The sequence below is a fragment of the Neobacillus sp. SAB-20_R2A genome, assembly GCF_049568635.1.
Lineage (GTDB): Bacteria > Bacillota > Bacilli > Bacillales > Cytobacillaceae > Neobacillus > Neobacillus citreus.
This window is the reverse complement of sequence record NZ_CP145895.1, coordinates 4719703-4737549: the sequence shown is the minus strand read 5'-3', so window position 1 is coordinate 4737549 and position 17847 is coordinate 4719703. Positions and strand designations below refer to the sequence as shown.

General features: G+C 41.3%; 17 protein-coding genes. 13 read left to right on the top strand and 4 right to left on the bottom strand.

The features are described from left to right. Positions 1-86 precede the first annotated feature (86 nt). The 12 genes from V5M37_RS23255 (at position 87) to ccpA (ending at position 12186) form a co-directional block, all read left to right on the top strand. Positions 87-1160, top strand: coding sequence for a M42 family metallopeptidase (locus tag V5M37_RS23255; RefSeq protein ID WP_213144577.1), 1074 nt, complete (start codon positions 87-89; stop codon positions 1158-1160). A 64-nt stretch (positions 1161-1224) separates the two neighbouring features. Beyond that, positions 1225-1746 carry a DUF84 family protein gene (locus V5M37_RS23250; protein WP_423799330.1) on the top strand — a complete coding sequence of 174 codons (522 nt, stop codon included), beginning with the start codon at positions 1225-1227 and terminating at the stop codon, positions 1744-1746. Positions 1747-1787: 41 nt separating this feature from the next. Further along, the gene (locus V5M37_RS23245; RefSeq protein WP_423799329.1) at positions 1788-2357 is read left to right on the top strand and encodes a hypothetical protein; all 570 of its coding nucleotides are present in this window, start codon (positions 1788-1790) and stop codon (positions 2355-2357) included. A 143-nt stretch (positions 2358-2500) separates the two neighbouring features. Beyond that, positions 2501-2815: a thioredoxin family protein gene (locus V5M37_RS23240; protein ID WP_213119873.1), complete on the top strand. Its 315-nt coding sequence runs from the start codon at positions 2501-2503 to the stop codon at positions 2813-2815. An 87-nt stretch (positions 2816-2902) separates the two neighbouring features. Further along, positions 2903-3697, top strand: a complete 795-nt coding sequence (locus V5M37_RS23235) for a DUF1444 domain-containing protein (RefSeq protein WP_423799328.1) — start codon at positions 2903-2905, stop codon at positions 3695-3697. A gap of 145 nt (positions 3698-3842) precedes the next feature. After that, complete coding sequence (locus V5M37_RS23230; protein ID WP_423799327.1) at positions 3843-6377, top strand: DNA translocase FtsK; 2535 nt, start codon at positions 3843-3845, stop codon at positions 6375-6377. Positions 6378-6764: 387 nt separating this feature from the next. Then, positions 6765-8066, top strand: coding sequence for a UDP-N-acetylmuramate--L-alanine ligase (gene murC / locus V5M37_RS23225; RefSeq protein WP_423799326.1), 1302 nt, complete (start codon positions 6765-6767; stop codon positions 8064-8066). A 177-nt stretch (positions 8067-8243) separates the two neighbouring features. After that, on the top strand, positions 8244-8705 hold the full coding sequence (locus tag V5M37_RS23220; protein WP_423799325.1) for a DUF948 domain-containing protein: 462 nt from the start codon (positions 8244-8246) through the stop codon (positions 8703-8705). Between the two features lie 20 nt (positions 8706-8725). After that, a complete protein-coding gene (locus V5M37_RS23215) occupies positions 8726-9190 on the top strand; it encodes a YtxH domain-containing protein (protein ID WP_213144582.1) in 465 nt (154 codons plus the stop codon). An 86-nt stretch (positions 9191-9276) separates the two neighbouring features. Then, the gene (ytxJ, locus tag V5M37_RS23210; protein WP_213144583.1) at positions 9277-9609 is read left to right on the top strand and encodes a bacillithiol system redox-active protein YtxJ; all 333 of its coding nucleotides are present in this window, start codon (positions 9277-9279) and stop codon (positions 9607-9609) included. Positions 9610-9896: 287 nt separating this feature from the next. Next, on the top strand, positions 9897-10973 hold the full coding sequence (locus tag V5M37_RS23205) for a bifunctional 3-deoxy-7-phosphoheptulonate synthase/chorismate mutase (protein WP_213144584.1): 1077 nt from the start codon (positions 9897-9899) through the stop codon (positions 10971-10973). A gap of 208 nt (positions 10974-11181) precedes the next feature. After that, the gene (ccpA, locus tag V5M37_RS23200) at positions 11182-12186 is read left to right on the top strand and encodes a catabolite control protein A (protein ID WP_213144585.1); all 1005 of its coding nucleotides are present in this window, start codon (positions 11182-11184) and stop codon (positions 12184-12186) included. 780 nt (positions 12187-12966) lie between these two features. Here the strand turns inward: ccpA and V5M37_RS23195 are convergent. The 3 genes from V5M37_RS23195 to V5M37_RS23185 are packed head-to-tail and all read right to left on the bottom strand — an operon-like array spanning position 12967 to position 15451. After that, entirely contained in the window at positions 12967-14139 is a 1173-nt protein-coding gene (locus tag V5M37_RS23195) for an acetoin utilization protein AcuC (protein WP_423799324.1), read from the bottom strand. Beyond that, on the bottom strand, positions 14136-14783 hold the full coding sequence (locus V5M37_RS23190; protein ID WP_423799323.1) for an acetoin utilization AcuB family protein: 648 nt from the start codon (positions 14781-14783) through the stop codon (positions 14136-14138). The genes V5M37_RS23195 and V5M37_RS23190 overlap by 4 nt, the downstream gene beginning before the upstream one ends. A gap of 35 nt (positions 14784-14818) precedes the next feature. Continuing rightward, on the bottom strand, positions 14819-15451 hold the full coding sequence (locus tag V5M37_RS23185) for a GNAT family N-acetyltransferase (RefSeq protein ID WP_423799322.1): 633 nt from the start codon (positions 15449-15451) through the stop codon (positions 14819-14821). A gap of 195 nt (positions 15452-15646) precedes the next feature. On the opposite strand from V5M37_RS23185, the gene acsA reads away from it, so the two are divergent. Beyond that, entirely contained in the window at positions 15647-17365 is a 1719-nt protein-coding gene (acsA, locus tag V5M37_RS23180; RefSeq protein WP_423799321.1) for an acetate--CoA ligase, read from the top strand. A gap of 202 nt (positions 17366-17567) precedes the next feature. Here acsA and V5M37_RS23175 read toward each other — a convergent pair whose 3' ends face one another. Further along, positions 17568-17762: a DUF6954 family protein gene (locus V5M37_RS23175; protein ID WP_423799320.1), complete on the bottom strand. Its 195-nt coding sequence runs from the start codon at positions 17760-17762 to the stop codon at positions 17568-17570. Between the last annotated feature and the right edge of the window lie 85 nt (positions 17763-17847).

The window sequence follows — 17847 nt, the reverse complement described above, 5'->3', positions numbered from 1 at the left end:
TGAAATATTGGAAAGCTGTTTATAACTTCTGTAAAATAAAAATGATACATAGTATGAGATAAAAAGACTAAAGGAGTTTTCTACATATGAATGAACAAACCTTGAAGCTTTTTCAAACATTAACCGAGCTGCCTGGGGCTCCCGGTAATGAACATTTAGTCCGCAAATTTATGAAAGAACAGCTTTCGCAATATGCCGATGAAATAGTTCAGGATAAGCTTGGCAGTGTTTTCGGCGTGAAAAGAGGGAATGAAGCCGGCCCAACAATCATGGTCGCAGGGCATATGGATGAAGTTGGTTTTATGGTTACGGCCATCACCGAGAATGGAATGATCCGTTTCCAGACGCTTGGCGGTTGGTGGAGCCAGGTACTTCTCGCCCAGCGCGTCCAAGTCATGACAAAAAACGGGCCGGTCATCGGTGTTGTAGGATCCATCCCGCCGCATCTGTTGGATGAATCAAAGAAAAACAAACCGATGGAAATTAAGAATATGCTGATTGATATTGGGGCGGATAACCGTGAAGACGCTGAAAGAATCGGCATTAAGCCAGGGCAGGCCATCCTGCCGATTTGTCCGTTCACTCCAATGGCAAATGAAAAGAAAATTTTAGCGAAGGCATGGGACAACCGCTATGGCTGCGGTTTGGCGATTGAACTGCTTCAGGAGCTAAAAGATGAAACATTGCCTAATATTCTTTATTCGGGGGCAACGGTTCAAGAGGAAGTAGGACTGCGCGGTGCTCAGACTGCCTCTAACATGATTAAGCCGGATCTCTTCTTTGCGCTTGATGCCAGCCCGGCCAATGATATGACTGGGGATAAAAATGAATTTGGTCAATTGGGCAAGGGAACATTATTGCGTATCCTTGATAAGTCAATGGTAACACACCGCGGGATGAGGGAATTTGTTCTCGATATGGCCGAGACGCACAAGATTCCGTATCAATACTTTGTTTCACAAGGTGGAACAGATGCCGGCCGTGTTCACCTGTCAAATGAAGGGGTACCAAGCGCTGTTATCGGAATTTGCTCCCGTTACATCCATACCCACGCCTCCATCGTCCATGTCGATGACTACGCAGCGGCTAAGGAATTATTGGTTAAGCTAGTAAAGGCATGTGACAAAACAACTGTGGAAACAATTAAATCAAACAGCTAATTTAGCGGGGGCGTGATGTCACATCATGCCTCCTTTGCTGTATTTCTAAAAAGGAGCAACGAGCATGAAAATTATTATTGGATCAAAAAATCCTACCAAAATTACGGCGGTCAAAAATAGCTTTCAACACCTGGAGGCAGAATTTATATCCTTAGACGTACAATCAGGGGTTAGCGAGCAGCCCTTCTCCGACGAAGAAACAATAACAGGGGCGATCAACAGGGCAAAAGGCGCGCTTGAACAAGGAATTGGCGATATCGGCATCGGACTTGAGGGAGGCGTCCATGAAACTAGTCACGGACTGTTGCTTTGCAATTGGGGAGCGCTTGCCACCCTCGATATGGAGCCGATTGTAGCTGGCGGCGCAAGATTTTTACTGCCTGAGGAAGTGGCGGTAAGGTTAAGGGCTGGTGAAGAGCTTGGCCCGGTTATGGAGGATTACGCGAAAAAGAAAAACGTCAGCAAGCAGGAAGGTGCTGTCGGGGTCTTTACGAATGGAATGGTCAATCGGGCCGAGATGTTTACGCATGTTATGAAGCTTTTAGTAGGGCAATTTACCTATCAGCAAAAATTAAAAGTAAAATAAGGTATATTTTTCGACACTATTTTTCGACAAAGTCTTGTCATTTGAATATTCTGGCAGTTATTATGGAGATAGAATATTGTTTTTATAAGGGGGAGAGCAGTCTGAGACTCTTTAAAATCATAACGATCTTCATAATATCGCTGGGATTATTAACTGCATGTGGAAATGCATCATATAAAGAGGAAAGTAAAGCAACTATTAAAACTGTGAATACAACGTTTCATGAGAAGGCAAAAAAGCCTTCGAAGAAAAGTGAAAAAATTCATTTTTACCTTCCGTTCGGATATGAAATTAATGACACCACACCGAATAATATCATTTTAAAAAATGGCTCGAAAACTTATATTTTGTTTGTGAATCCCCAAGAAGGCCCTTCCAGTGAAGTGGTGTATAAAACGACAGTTGAACAGTATAAAAAACTGGATACAAATGAGAAATTTACAGACGATAAAATGTTCGGTTATTTGACCATTAAAAAGCTAAAAGATGATATGAATGAAATGACCGTTGGTGTAGGTGGCGCGAAAATAACCACTCAGGTGAAAACTTCAAGCCTTGAAGAAGAAGCGAAAGCAATGACGCAAATAGTCCATTCGGTTACATACAAATAAAAAAACGAAGGTAATCCCTTCGTTTTTTGTTTGGCATGGTTGGTTAAGATAATAGGGGATGTCCGATTGCATATTATTGGACTGACAAGCGGATGGATTGTTATGATTGAAAAAACATTCTTTCAATACGGGGGTCGTTAATAATGAAACATTTAGAGTCCATGGAGCAATTTGAGCAATTGCGTGACCAGGGAAAAACGATTTTTATGTTCTCAGCTAATTGGTGTGGGGACTGCCGGTTTATTGAACCAGTCTTGCCAGAGATTGAGTCCAAATTCACGGAATATACCTTTATCCATGTAGACCGTGATCAATATATCGATTTATGCCAGCAGCTCGATGTTTTCGGGATCCCAAGTTTTATTGCCTTCGAAAACGGTAAAGAACTGGGCCGCTTTGTTAGTAAAGACCGTAAAACACAAGAGGAAATCGAAAAATTTATTACAGGTTTAAAATAAATTAGCACAAGGCTCCATCTCCTTTTGGAGAAGGAGCCTTTTTATCTAAAAAAGAAAACTACTCCTTTTAATATCGGAGGGATATAAATGAAAATGGACAGTAAAAAGATGAGGCGAGAACTAGAATCGCGTTTAGATAATGAAGATAGAGTAGTAACCTATGATCGTGATAAAGATCAGCTGCGTATTGAAAGCAAACGAACTGGAAAAGGGATTACGGTTGCTCTAGCAGGGATTGTGGCTAAATGGCACGATGAGAAGGATAAAGCGATCGACGAGGTTGTTTATTATGTGGAAGAAGGGCTTCGGGCCATGGAGGAAACCGTCCAGTTAACCGACCATGAGAAAAAAATCTTCCCGGTTATCCGCTCGACCTCTTTTCCGAAGGAAGCCGAAGAAGGGGTTCCTTTCCTGACTGACGATCATACTGCGGAAACAAAAATCTATTATGCCTATGATATGGGGAAAACCTACCGATTAATTGATTCCCGCATTATGCAAAAAGAAGGATGGGATCCATCACGGATTAAGGAAATTGCCTTATTTAACGCAAGATCGCTTTCCACATCTGTAAAGGAGGATCATGTCGCTGGAAATATTTTTTATTTCCTTAACACCAATGATGGCTATGATGCAAGCCGGATTTTAAACAAGGGATTCCTGATTGATATGGAAAAACGGATTACCGGGACAATGGTAGTGGCCGTTCCCCATCAGGATGTCTTAATTATCGCGGATATCCGCAATGACAGAGGCTATGATGTGATGGCACAAATGGCGATGAGCTTTTTCGCAAGCGGCCGCGTACCTATCACCGCCTTGTCGTTTTTATATGAAAATGGAGAATTAGAGCCGATATTTATTTTAGGGAAAAATAAATAATAAACTGGGATCACTTGATGAAGGTGATCCTGTTTTTCTGTGTCTCAAGAACGAAATTTCATATATTTTGGCTGTTTCTAAAGAATAGTGTCGAAAAAATAAAAAATGCTGATAAAATAGAGTGACAAGAAGTGAAATAGAAAGAGTGATAGTTTTGAGCTGGATCCAAAACTTTTTTCAAAAATTAAAAAAAGATGAGGAAGGGGAATTTGACAAGCAGCCCTTACATAATGATAAATCGGAAGTTCCTTCATTTGCTTTTCAAAGTGAAAGCACTAAGGATTTGGATGCAAGAGTTTCTTATCAATATCCAAAAAACAAATTAAAGGCACCCTTACCTTTGGAATCAATAAAACCCCTAGAAGGAAAGCGGCGGAAAAAGAAAATTGGAAGAGAGACAGAGAATCTCCCACAAACGGTTAAAGAACGGCAAAAAGTAATTCAAAAAGAACCAATTAAGGCAAAAAAAGAACCGTTAAAAAAAGCCCGGGGGCCGTTTCACCCAACCGAAATTCCTTCCCCAGTATTTGGGTTCAATCGGCCGAGAAAAACAGACTCGGTAGTTGAACATGAATTATGTCATTTTTTCGAGGAAGAAAAATTAAGCCAGTCCGCTCCGCTGCTGACGGAAGAAAATCCCACAATGACAATATCAAATTTTGTCCATAAGAGTTTGGAAACAGAAACTGAAATTAAAGAGAATGTGGCCCTTGATGAAGTCACTCCAGTGGACAATACATACTCCGAAGAGACAGATAACAGCTCTGTTCTGATTGAAGATGTTCAAGAACCTGAAGGCAAGGTTGGTGAACTGCTACTTCGTATCCAGGAATCCACGATACCACTAGGTGTTGAAGATAACCAGAGCGATGAATCCAAACCACCACTTCGTATTGAAGATAACCAAAACGAGGAATCCGAATTACCACTTCGTATCGAAGAGGACCAATTCGAGGAATCTGAACCTCCTAAGCCTAAGCGTTCTCATCTTCCTTTCAACGTCATGATGTTAAAGCAGGATCGGGAAAAATGGGAAGTAAAGAAAAGAAGACTCGACGAAGAACGGCAAAAGCAGGCTTTAATTGCCGCTTCTCAACAAGAGCAAGTCGTGGAAAACAACAGCCTGCTTAAAGTGAAAGAGGAACCGCAAAAGCAGGAATCAGATAATACACAGCAAAAAGAAATAATCGTTGAAACCAATAGCCGTCATGAAGAGCAAAAAGACCACCATATCCAAGAGATTGCCGCAGCAGGCGAATATCAATTCCCAATGGCGGATTTGCTCCATCCCCCGGTTTCCGAAATTATCGATACAAAATGGATGCTTTATCAAGAGGAATTGCTAAACCAAGCCTTGCAAAACTTTAATGTTGGCGCAAATGTGGTAAATGTAACGCAAGGTCCGTCTGTGACCCGTTTTGAAGTACAGCCTGAACCTGGTGTCAAAGTGAACAAGATTACCAATCTAAGCGATGATATCAAATTAAGCCTTGCTGCCAGGGATATCCGGATTGAAGCACCAATTCCGGGGAAACACACGATTGGAATTGAAGTGCCGAACCAACAATCAAGGCCGGTGAGAATCAGCGAAATTATCGGCAGCGGCGTTTTCAGTGATACAGCATCCCCGTTAACGGTGGTGCTTGGCCTCGATATTGCCGGCAAGCCGATTGTGACAGATTTAAAGAAAATGCCCCACGGTCTGATTGCCGGGGCAACAGGATCCGGAAAAAGTGTCTGCATTAATTCGATTTTAGTTAGCTTATTATATAAAGCCAGACCTGAAGATGTTAAGCTCATGCTAATTGACCCGAAAATGGTGGAGCTTGCACCATATAATCGGATTCCTCACCTGGTCAGCCCGGTTATTACCGATGTTAAGGCAGCAACCGCTGCGTTAAAATGGGCAGTCGATGAAATGGAACGACGCTATGAGCTATTTGCCCATACCGGCGTCCGCGATATCAGCCGCTTTAATGAACTGGCTATGGAGCATAAAAGATATTCCGACAAGCTCCCATATATCGTCATTATTATTGATGAGCTGGCTGATTTAATGATGATGTCACCGGCTGATGTAGAGGAAGCCATTTGCCGGATAGCCCAAAAGGCAAGAGCGTGCGGTATCCATTTAATTATCGCAACGCAACGGCCGTCTGTGGATGTCATCACTGGTTTAATAAAAGCAAACGTCCCAACAAGGATTGCCTTTTCGGTCTCATCCCAAGTGGATTCGCGTACCATCATTGATATCAGCGGTGCTGAAAAGCTGCTTGGCCGCGGCGATATGCTCTTTTTGGAAAATGGTTCATCAAAGCCGGTCCGCTTGCAGGGCACATTTGTAACCGATGAAGAAATTGATGTGGTTGTCGCCCATGTTAGAGAACAGCGTGAGCCGGAATATTTATTTGTGCAGGAAGAACTTTTAAAAAAGGCCCAAATAACGGAGGAGGAGGACGAGTTGTTTTATGATGCCTGTGAATTTATCATCGAACAAGGAGCAGCCTCAACTTCCAGCCTGCAGCGCCGCTTTAAAATTGGCTATAACCGGGCTGCACGCTTAATGGATATGCTGGAGCAGCAGGGTTATATTTCAGGTGCAAACGGAAGCAAGCCGCGGGAAGTGTTAATCAACGAAGCGGATTTGGAATCCATCCAGGATGCAAGTCTAAATATGTAAATATAGACAAATAATAAATGAAAACTCAGCGATTGGCGAGTCCGATAGGACGAAGACAGAGGTGTAGTTGAATTTATGCGTTCAGAATTTACGATAGTAAATTCTGATTAGCGAAATGAAAACTCAGTGATTGGCGAGTCCGATAGGACGAGTCATGAGTGGTAGTTGAACTTATGCGTTCAAATTTACAACAGTAAATTCTGATTAGCGAATAGTACCATTGGAGCAATTCGGGTTCGAAAATAGTTTTTACGGATAAACAGTGATATAATATTGAAATATGTTCAGGAAAAGCAGGTGTGCCATTCTCCCTGCTTTTTCAGATTAGCAAATACAGACAGATGTCATATACTGTTTTACAGATAGACGTTGGTTGGAGGTTCTTCTATGACAATTTACCATTTTGTCGGTATAAAGGGGTCTGGTATGAGCGCACTTGCACAAGTGCTCCACGATATGAAATTTCAGGTCCAAGGCTCCGATGTCGAAAAGCGCTTTTTTACTCAACTGGCCCTTGAACAATCGGGGATTAAAATACTCCCGTTCCAAAAAGAAAATATCGAGCCAGGGATGACAATCATTGCCGGGAACGCATTTCCTGATACGCATGAGGAAATTCAAGAGGCCATGAAACTAGGGCTTCCTATTATACGTTACCATCGCTTTTTAGGCGACTTTATGCAAAATTTCACTAGCATAGCCATCACAGGTGCCCATGGCAAAACATCCACCACGGGTCTGCTTTCGCATGTAATTGCAGGCGCGAAGCCTACTTCCTTTTTAATTGGTGACGGTACCGGTAAAGGAGAAGAAGGTGCGGAGTATTTTGTTTTTGAGGCATGTGAGTATAGACGGCATTTTCTTTCCTACTTCCCTGATTATGCCATAATGACTAATATTGACTTTGATCATCCTGATTATTTTGCCAATATCGATGATGTTTTTTCGGCTTTTCAGGAGTTGGCCTTCCAAGTGAAAAAAGGGATATTTGCTTATGGTGATGATGAGCAGCTTCAAAAAATTCAGGCTAAGGTTCCTGTCTTGTTTTATGGATTTGCGGAGGAAAATGATTATCAGGCCGCAAATATTGTGAAAACGACAGAAGGAACAAGCTTTGATGTATTTATTCGCAATACGTATTATGACACCTTTTCCATTCCAACATTCGGTGACCATAGTGTTCTAAATGCTCTAGCTGTCATTGGCGTTTGCCATTATGAAGATATTAATGTGGAAGTAGTGAAAGAACTTTTAACGACCTTCCAGGGAGTTAAGCGAAGATTTACGGAAAAAAGGATGGGCAGCCAAATTTTAATTGACGATTATGCCCACCATCCGACAGAAATCAAAGCAACCATCGATGCAGCCATGCAAAAATATCCTGATCGTGAAATTGTGGCCGTGTTCCAGCCGCATACCTTTACAAGGACGCAGGCCTTTTTAGAAGATTTTGCTGAGAGCCTAAGGCTGGCGGATAAAACTTATTTGTGTGAAATTTTTGGGTCAGCTCGTGAAAAACAAGGAAAGCTTTCTATTCACGACCTTGAGGAAAAAATCCCTGGTGCTGAAATTCTCACTGAAGAGACCACATATTTATTAGGGAACCATGATAATGGTGTCATCCTCTTTATGGGGGCTGGAGACATTCAGAAATTCCAGGAATCTTATGAAAAACAAATTGCTAAATAAGAAAAGGATTCCGCCAAGTGCGGCATCCTTTTTTCATATCAATAATATAAGGAATTTTTTTTAACAAATTGCAGGAAAACAAGACAAATCACTGGAAGTAGTATAAGATATGAACGAGGTTTAAACCATAGTTTGAACGGTAATACATAATTAATAGGATATATCGGAGGTTTTATGATGATCTTGATTTTATACATAAGCGTAGCCTTGATTGCAGTAGCTTTTTTAGTGCTGGTTTTCTATTTATCAGCGACACTTAAATCCCTGAAAATTACCCTTACGAGTGTTTCGGACACTTTAAAGGGACTCGAAAAACAAGTTGAAGGTGTCACAAGTGAAACAACACAGCTCTTACAAAAAACAAATGCCCTTGCCGAAGATTTGAAAGATAAATCAGTGCGCTTAAATAGTGTCGTCGATTCTGTTAAAGAGGTTGGAACCTCAGTCAGGAAATTTAATGGAACCTTAAAGAATATTACGAATACGATTGATGAGCAAGTCGAAGAGAGCAAGGAAAAAGTTTCGCAAATTATTCAGTGGAGCAATGTATTTTTTGAATTAAAAGACATGTGGCAGGCGCGTAAGGAAGCCAAAAATGAAGAAACCATTTATGAAAGGCAAAAGGAACGTTCACATTAAAAAAGAGGAGTGAAGGGATTATGACAAAAAGAGAGTATGAATCACGTGAAACCAATCAAGTTCGAAGCGACGAATCTGGCAGCAGCAGTTTTCTGCTGGGCGTTATCGTTGGCGGTCTGGCGGGTGCTGCAGCGGCGCTGCTCCTAGGTACAAAAAAAGGCCAGGAATTTCGCCACACACTTTCTGACCAAACGGGATCTCTTCTCGATAAATCTTCACCGCTAAGGGAAAATGTAAAGTCCAAAACTATCTCACTTACCCAGGGGCTTGCCCAGCAATCCTCTAATCTAATGAATAAAGTGAAAGGGAAAACAGATACCACTTTTGAGCAGCATGAGGATTCCGAAACCACCTATATTTCGATTCAAGGTTCAAACGAAAAAACGGCATCAACAAAAGCTTCTGCAAATAGCGATGAAATTCGAAAAAAATTAGAGGAAGCTCAAAAAGCACTAGAGGAAGAAGAAAGCAAGGTTAGGATTTAAAAGGAATATAAGTCATACAGTTTGTGAAACATTACGGTGAAGTGTTAAAATTACTTCACCGTTTATTATTATCTGGAGGTAAAATTATGCTGAAAAAAATTGATTCAATTGAAGAGTTTACGGAATTACTAAATAACGAAAATTCATTTTATCTATTAAAGCACAGCTTAACTTGCCCAATCAGCCAAGCAGCCTACAAAGAATACGAGAAATTTTCGAATGAACATGAAAATATCCCAACTTATTACTTGGCAGTTCAAGATTCCCGCCCATTATCAAACGAAATCGCTGAGCAATTTCAAATTAAGCACGAATCTCCACAAGCCATTCTTTTTGCTGATGGGAAACCATCGTGGAATGCTTCACACTGGAAAATAACGAATCGTTCTTTGGCACAAGCTATTCCCGTTCAGGAATAAAAAATAGTTCCATATTGCCGCATAACAGTCACCATTTTTCAAAAAACACATATATTACTTTAATATATATCAAAAAATGCTTTAATACTTAAAAGCTTAAAAGCGTTTAATCGTTAAAGAAAAAAGTGATGACAAAGAAATTTATTTCGGCTATAATAACCCTAATTATAAAAAAGTTTATAATTTTTAAAAATCTTTGATTGTGAGGCAGTAAACTTAATCCTATTTAAAAAAGATAACTTTACTTAGGAATAAATGCCGACAAAAGAAAGGACGGGGACGAAAAGATGGGCAATAATGAATTGGATCAGTTAAGAGACCGTGTAGATGAGTTAAACTTGGAATTGTTGAGGTTAATAAATGAAAGAGCTCGACTCGTCCAAGAGATCGGGCAGGTAAAAGGAAGTCAAGGCGTTTTCCGCTTCGATCCAGTCCGTGAAAGAATGATGCTCGATAAAATTAAAGAGAATAATGATGGTCCATTTGAAAATTCAACAATTGATCACCTGTTTAAGGAAATTTTCAAAGCGGGGCTTGACCTCCAAAAGGACGACCATAAGAAAGCTTTGTTAGTTTCAAGAAAGAAACAGCCAGAAAATACAATCGTAGACTTAAAAGGCGAAAAAATTGGCGATGGCAAGCAGCATTTTGTCTTCGGTCCATGTGCGGTTGAATCCTATGAGCAAGTGGCAACTGTTGCTAAAGCTATGAAGGAAAAAGGCTTAAAGCTTTTGCGCGGTGGTGCTTACAAGCCAAGAACGTCTCCATATGATTTCCAAGGATTAGGTGTAGAAGGACTGAAAATATTAAAACGTGTTGCAAATGAATTTGATATGGCCGTCATTAGTGAAATTGTCAGTCCTGCCGATATTGAAATGGCTATTGATTACATCGATGTTATCCAAATTGGTGCACGTAATATGCAAAACTTCGAATTATTAAAGGCTGCTGGTGCAGTGAATAAACCTGTTCTATTAAAGCGAGGGTTAGCTGCAACCATCGAGGAATTCATCAATGCTGCCGAATATATCATGGCGCAAGGAAATGGACAAATTATCCTTTGCGAGCGTGGAATTCGGACCTATGAGAAGGCAACTAGAAATACCTTAGACATTTCCGCTGTTCCTATATTAAAGCAAGAAACACATTTACCGGTTATGGTAGATGTTACTCACTCAACTGGAAGAAGAGATTTACTGCTTCCATGCGCGAAGGCTGCAATTGCAATTGGGGCAGACGGCGTTATGGCTGAAGTACACCCAGACCCTGCTGTAGCACTTTCTGATGCACAGCAGCAAATGAACCTTGAGCAATTTGATCACTTCTACAATGAACTCCTTGCATCCAACTTTGTAAGAGTATAATCAACAAGAACCTTCTGCCATGATAGCAGGAGGTTTTTTCCTGCTTTTAAAAAAATATTGACAATATAATTGCGGCTTTTTTCTTCTTGTCGTATCATAAGTACATACTTAAAGATTGTTTACTTTATCACATAAGCAATAATGACTAGATTTTAGCTAAATGCTATAAAATAAAGAAAACAATGTACGTTTTAGGAGAGTGTTACAAGTGAATAATATTACAATTTATGACGTAGCTCGTGAAGCGAATGTTTCCATGGCCACAGTATCCCGTGTTGTTAACGGGAATCCTAATGTAAAGCCGGTTACGCGGAAAAAGGTCCAAGAGGTAATCGAAAGATTAGGATACCGTCCAAATGCGGTTGCCAGAGGATTGGCAAGTAAGAAAACAACTACAGTAGGAGTTATCATCCCTGATATCTCCAATATCTTCTTTGCAGAGCTTGCACGCGGGATTGAAGATATTGCCACCATGTATAAGTACAATATTATCTTAAGTAATTCAGATCAAAACAAAGAAAAGGAACTACATTTATTTAACACAATGTTAGGTAAACAGGTAGACGGGATTGTCTTCATGGGAGGACACATTACTCCTGAGCATGTCGATGAGTTTGAAAGGTCTCCAGTTCCAGTTGTGCTAGCGGGATCTATCGAAGAATCTGAAAAAATTCCTTCTGTTAACATTGATTATGAACAGGCTGCCTACGATTCAGTAAAAGAGTTTATCGGTAGAGGGCATAAACATATTGCTTTTGTTATTGGACCGCTTTATGAACCGGATATCACCGTTAAAAAGCTAAATGGCTATAAGAGAGCCTTGGAAGATGCAAATATCCCTTTTAATGAAGAGCTAATTATTGAAGGAGATTATACGTACGATTCCGGAATTGAAGCATTTGAAAAAATGCTGGAACTATCTGAAAAACCAACGGCCATTTTGGTTGGTGCGGATGAAATGGCACTTGGCGTCGTCCATGGTGCTGAGGATAAGGGCTACAGTATTCCAGAGGATTTTGAGGTTATTACTTCTGACAATACGAGACTGTCGCTGATGGTTCGTCCGCAGCTTACGACGATTGTTCAACCTCTTTATGATATTGGGGCTGTTGCAATGCGCTTGTTAACCAAATTAATGAACAAAGAAAAAGTAAGTGAACAAAAAGTGGTTCTTCCACATCGAATTGAACATCGTCAATCAACAAGGGAATAGTAAAAAAGGCGGTTAAATATCCGCCTTTTTTATTTTGTCTAACCCCTGCAAACAGGCCTGTTGATTTCCGCTCCTGGCACTCGCTTTCCGCGGGGAGGTCCTGGAGCTTCCTCAGCGCTATGGCGCCTGCGGGGTCTCCAGTGACCTCTCTATCCCGCAGGACACTGAAAATCTCCCTTGAATCGGCCCACGCACGAAGGAAATGCGATAGCATTTTCGAGGAGTCGAGTGCCCTCCGCTCCAATCAACAGGGAGGCAACTAACCTAAAGTATTGCAACACACATTTTCTCCACCTGGTAAGTGTGCTTCTTTATGAGGACATTTTCATCCAGGAAGTGTCCGAACCTGCGCAACCTTCGGACAAAATCGACTGCAAAAGAGGAGGAAGTGTCCGAACCTGCGCAACCTTCGGACAAAATCGACTGAAAAAGAGGAGGAAGTGTCCGAACCTGTGCAACCTTCGGACAAAACCGGTTGAAAAAGAGATGGAAGTGTCCGAACCCGGGTAACCTTCGGACAAAACCGATTGAAAAAGAGATGGAAGTGTCCGAACCCGAGCAACCTTCGGACAAAACCGATTGAAAAAGAGGAGGAAGTGTCCGAACCTCGCGGAAATCGAAGCGCCTGGGGCGCAAATCAACAAACATGTTAAAAATGCTTTGTATTAATATTTTTATAAATAAATCAACGTGGTAAATCGATAAAGTTAACGAGGTAAAATAAAAGGCTATCGAAAGGTATTCGATAGCCTGAGGGGGCTAAATAGCCGCCTTTTCCTATTATCTAGATTCACTTTTTTGATGATTACGAATTGGATAAAGTGCTTTTTCAAGTGTGATTAAGTTCTTTTCTGTTATTTCTGCTTTTCTTGGGATTGGAGGATAAATATCCTCTGAATCATCCCACTCCCTTGGCAGTGTCACCGGGGACTCCTTTTGCCACTGCTCTATCCAGTCTTCAGGCAAGCTGCCAAAACAATTGGGGTTTTCAGTCATCTCCATCCAAATAAATGCCCAAGCCCTTGGGACAACACGCCAAATGTCATATCCGCCGCCGCCCACGGCAATCCATTTGCCGCCGCAATATTGATGCGCAATTTCATGGGCAAGTTTTGGGATTTCCCGATATATTTTCATCGTTGCCGACAAATGGGTTAATGGGTCATAATAATGCGAGTCTGCTCCGTTTTGCGTCAAGATCACATCAGGCTTAAAAAACTCGGCCACATCCCTGATTGCATTTTTATAGGCATGCAGCCACGAATCATCTTCTGTAAAGGCATCAACAGGGATGTTGAATGAGTAGCCATAACCCGCCCCTTGTCCTCTTTCGTTAATATTGCCTGTACCCGGAAACAGATATCGGCCTGTCTCATGAATCGATAGTGTACAGACATTCGGGTCATCGTAAAAGGACCATTGAACTCCGTCACCATGATGGGCGTCTGTATCAACGTATAAAACGCGGGCATTATATTTTTGCTGTATATATTTAATCGCAACAGAACTATCATTGTAAATGCAAAATCCGGAGGCTTTTCCCCGAAATCCGTGATGCAGACCGCCTCCAAGGTGCAGGGCATGAAGTGTTTTTCCAGTCATTACCTCATCGACAGCCGTTAAGGTACCCCCCACCATCAAAGAACTAGCCTCATGCATATTAGCGAAAATAGGGGTATCTTCAGTACCTAAACCATAGTTTTCAGCTATTTCTTTGGGAAGAAGCCCCTGGCCGGCCTTTTTTACTGCTTCTACGTAGCTTGGGTCATGGATTAAGGTTAACTCCTCTTCAGTCGCCATTCTTGGCTTAACAATCTGATTGGGGTCTAAGGCATTTATTCTATTTAATAAATCTACTGTGAGTTTAAGCCGGAATTGATTGAAAGGATGATGGCTGTTGAATCGATAATTCAGAAGGTCTTCTGAGTAAATAAAGGAACAGCGGTCATTCATATAGACATCCCCGGCAAATTTGGCCATAACACCTGGTGGCCAGCTTCTTTAAGGTCTTGAATCAATCCGGTAGGGTTCATTAATTGAACTCTGATAACAAGTATTTTAAATTGCTCATCCTGTTTATCTGGGTAAACCAGTACACTTAAGATGTTTGCCTTCCGTTTTCGGATAATTTCTGCGATTTCACTGAGAATTCCGGAGATATTCGGCACTTTTATTTCTATTTGCGAGCCAGGCTGATGAACACCTGTTAACTCAATCATTGTTCTTAATAAGTCGGTTTCCGTCACAATTCCCACTAATTTTCGATTATTGATGACCGGAAGGCAGCTTATTTTATGTTCATAGAAAAGAGCGGCGATCTCTTCAACAAAATCCAGGGGATGGCTTGTGATGACGTTTTTTTCCATTATCGTATCTAGGGGTTTTTTCAAAATTTCCGGGTGTTCATTTGCATGAAAAATGGACGGTGTAGCCTCTCTTATTTTAGCAACGGTAACAAGACCAACCAGGTGCCCATCTTTATCAATAATTGGGATGTGGCGAATTTTCCTTAATTCCATTAATGCCATGGCGTCTGCAATGGTATCAGTGGGAGAGAGGGCAGCTACATCCGATTGCATAATTTCTTCCACGATCATAGGATTTCCCCCAATTCTCTAAAGTTCAATCATGTTTAGTACATAAACCGATTCATAAAACGCAGCCGGTCAAATCGTTGGACGGATTCATTATCGATTCGTTTACCCATTTTGGCCATCAAGCAGTTGGCTGGGTGGGAGCAGATTTCCGGGTCATCAGTCGCATACCATTCCAATCCGCCGGCATTCATCATTTTCTCCATGATCTTTCGATATTCCCAAACATTGAGTTTGGTTCCTTTTAAATCCCAATGCCAATAATACTCGGTGGTGATGATAATATAGTCTTCCATGGCATCATCCATCATCGAAACAATCAGGAGGTTTTTACCGACGGCACAGCCTCTAAATTGAGGGATCACCTCGATAGCGCCCAATTCTATTAAATTATCCATCTTTCCTTCCGACCAGCGTTCGAGAGGGTCCGGGTATAAATAGGTAACATAACCGACGATTGTATTTTGATGCCGCGCAATAATAATTCTTCCTTCCGGTAAATCGGCGATCCCGATTAATGCTTCGTGCTGCTGGGCAGGGGGGCGAAACGCAACGAGGTCTTCATGAAAATCATAGCCTGCTAATTTTTCTGCAGTGACAGGGCCTTCAATAATTAATTTGCCTTGAGGAGTTTTTAATTCCTTAGCATTATAGGTTTTTTTGTGCTCCATTTGGTCACCCCTGGAAAAAATCTAGGTACTTCAATTCTATTATACATGAAATTAATATCTTTAAAGATTTTTCACTAAATTTTCGAAAAATTAAACACTAGGTTTATATTTTTTTGAAAAAATGTTTTTTTAAAATTGTGAATAGTTATTATTTGTACTATAATTATCTCAAATACTTCAGAGGGGGAGATAGGAATGAAAGTGGAAGCGCTGCCAGTAGTCCAAGGGGATTTCAATTTGCGAAACTATGAAGAAACATATAAGAATTTTGACTGGAAAGATACAGAAAAGGAATTCTCTTGGAGTGAGACAGGCCTTGTTAATATGGCTTACGAGGCGATTGACCGCCACGCGGGTACGTATAGAAAAAATAAGGTGGCATTATATTATCGTGATGCTTCGAGAAATGAAAAATATACTTTTAAGGAAATGAAGGAGCTTTCCAATAAAGCAGGGAATGTGCTGAAAAATTACGGCGATGTCGAAAAAGGCGACCGTGTCTTTATTTTCATGCCGCGTTCTCCAGAACTATATTTTACTGTTTTAGGAGCAATTAAGCTTGGTGCGATTGTTGGCCCATTGTTTGAAGCCTTCATGGAAGGGGCTGTCAGGGATCGTCTGCAAGACAGTGAAGCAAAAGTATTAGTAACTACACCAGAATTATTAAGCCGTGTACCTGTGCAGGATTTACCGGCATTAAAGCATATTTTCCTCGTTGGAAAAAATGTGGAGGAACAAGGGAATTGCATTAACTTTTTAGAAAAATTTGAGACTGCCAGCAAAGAGCTGAAGATTGAATGGGTTGAGCGGACAGATGGATTAATCCTGCATTACACATCTGGATCCACTGGAAAGCCAAAGGGCGTACTGCATGTGCATAATGCGATGATTCAGCATTATCAAACAGCTAAATGGGTTCTTGATTTAAAAGAGGATGATGTTTACTGGTGTACAGCAGACCCAGGCTGGGTGACAGGAACTTCGTACGGTATCTTTGGCCCATGGCTGACTGGTACTTCGAATGTTATTGTCGGCGGACGTTTCAGCCCAGAAGCCTGGTATCAAATGATTGAAGACTTCGGTGTTACGGTTTGGTACAGTGCACCAACAGCATTCCGGATGCTGATGGGAGCGGGGGACGAGCTGGTTAAGAAATTTAATTTAAGCAGTCTTCGCCATGTCTTGAGTGTTGGTGAGCCATTAAACCCAGAAGTGGTTAAATGGGGTGCTAAGGTATTCAATAAGAGAATTCATGATAACTGGTGGATGACTGAAACCGGTGCCCAGTTAATCAGTAACTATCCTTGCATGGAAATCAAGCCTGGTTCGATGGGTAAGCCGATCCCTGGCGTTGAGGCGGCGATTGTTGATAATCAAGGTAACGAGCTTCCGCCATACAGAATGGGGAACCTTGCAATTAAAAAAGGCTGGCCTTCGATGATGCATACAATCTGGAACAATCCTGAGAAATATGAGTCATATTTCATGCCAGGTGACTGGTATGTCTCTGGAGACTCTGCGTACATGGATGAGGATGGCTACTTCTGGTTCCAAGGCCGCGTCGATGACGTCATCATGACATCAGGAGAGCGTGTAGGTCCATTTGAAGTGGAAAGCAAGCTTGTTGAACACCCAGCAGTTGCTGAAGCAGGGGTTATCGGAAAACCGGATCCTGTGCGAGGGGAAATTATTAAAGCCTTCATCGCGTTAAGGGATGGTTATGTGGCAACTGAAGAGCTTAAAGAGGAAATTAGACAGTTCGTCAAAAAAGGTCTGGCAGCACATGCCGCACCTCGTGAAATTGATTTCCGTGACAAGCTGCCAAAAACACGAAGCGGCAAGATCATGAGACGTGTTCTGAAAGCATGGGAGTTAAATTTGCCGACTGGTGATTTATCGACGATGGAAGATTAATTTTTAAAGATATAAAGATAGAGGCTGAATCCAATTGATGACTGGAGCAGCCTCTTTTTTTGTTGGTATTAAATCCTTTTTTTGGATTCGCTGATATATTGGAGAATTCGCTGATAAATTTGAAAATCCGCTAATATGTATCAGGAATTCGCTGATATATTTAGAAATCCGCTGATAAATGGAAAAAATTCGCTGATATATGCTAATTCCGTTTGCGTTCGGCCCAGCCAATTCCCTTTCGATAGCCGAATCCCAAGATTAGATAGATTACCAAAACAATGACTCCCGTGACCAATCTTTCCCGCATGCTTCCATCTGCCATAAGAACAGGTCCAAGGCCAAAAAACGTAACCAAGCCAATGAGAAGGATAAAAACAGCGTGTACTAAAATTCTCACTACTTTCACCTCCAAATTTCCTTTTTATATATTGACGTTGAAAAGAAAGAAGCTGTTACAAATAAAAAGGACTTTGGGTTGCAGT

Bases quoted from the DNA above. Each gene is read 5' to 3' on its own strand.
- V5M37_RS23190 (WP_423799323.1), bottom strand. From the start codon at position 14,783: ATGATCGTGGAAGAAATTATGCAATCGGATGTAGCTGCCCTCTCTCCC.
- V5M37_RS23185 (WP_423799322.1), bottom strand. From the start codon at position 15,451: ATGGAGCACAAAAAAACCTATAATGCTAAGGAATTAAAAACTCCTCAA.
- V5M37_RS23220 (WP_423799325.1), top strand. From the start codon at position 8,244: ATGATCTTGATTTTATACATAAGCGTAGCCTTGATTGCAGTAGCTTTT.
- V5M37_RS23215 (WP_213144582.1), top strand. From the start codon at position 8,726: ATGACAAAAAGAGAGTATGAATCACGTGAAACCAATCAAGTTCGAAGC.
- V5M37_RS23240 (WP_213119873.1), top strand. From the start codon at position 2,501: ATGAAACATTTAGAGTCCATGGAGCAATTTGAGCAATTGCGTGACCAG.
- V5M37_RS23235 (WP_423799328.1), top strand. From the start codon at position 2,903: ATGAAAATGGACAGTAAAAAGATGAGGCGAGAACTAGAATCGCGTTTA.
- V5M37_RS23255 (WP_213144577.1), top strand. From the start codon at position 87: ATGAATGAACAAACCTTGAAGCTTTTTCAAACATTAACCGAGCTGCCT.
- ytxJ (WP_213144583.1), top strand. From the start codon at position 9,277: ATGCTGAAAAAAATTGATTCAATTGAAGAGTTTACGGAATTACTAAAT.
- acsA (WP_423799321.1), top strand. From the start codon at position 15,647: ATGAAAGTGGAAGCGCTGCCAGTAGTCCAAGGGGATTTCAATTTGCGA.
- V5M37_RS23205 (WP_213144584.1), top strand. From the start codon at position 9,897: ATGGGCAATAATGAATTGGATCAGTTAAGAGACCGTGTAGATGAGTTA.
- V5M37_RS23195 (WP_423799324.1), bottom strand. From the start codon at position 14,139: ATGAATGACCGCTGTTCCTTTATTTACTCAGAAGACCTTCTGAATTAT.
- V5M37_RS23250 (WP_423799330.1), top strand. From the start codon at position 1,225: ATGAAAATTATTATTGGATCAAAAAATCCTACCAAAATTACGGCGGTC.
- murC (WP_423799326.1), top strand. From the start codon at position 6,765: ATGACAATTTACCATTTTGTCGGTATAAAGGGGTCTGGTATGAGCGCA.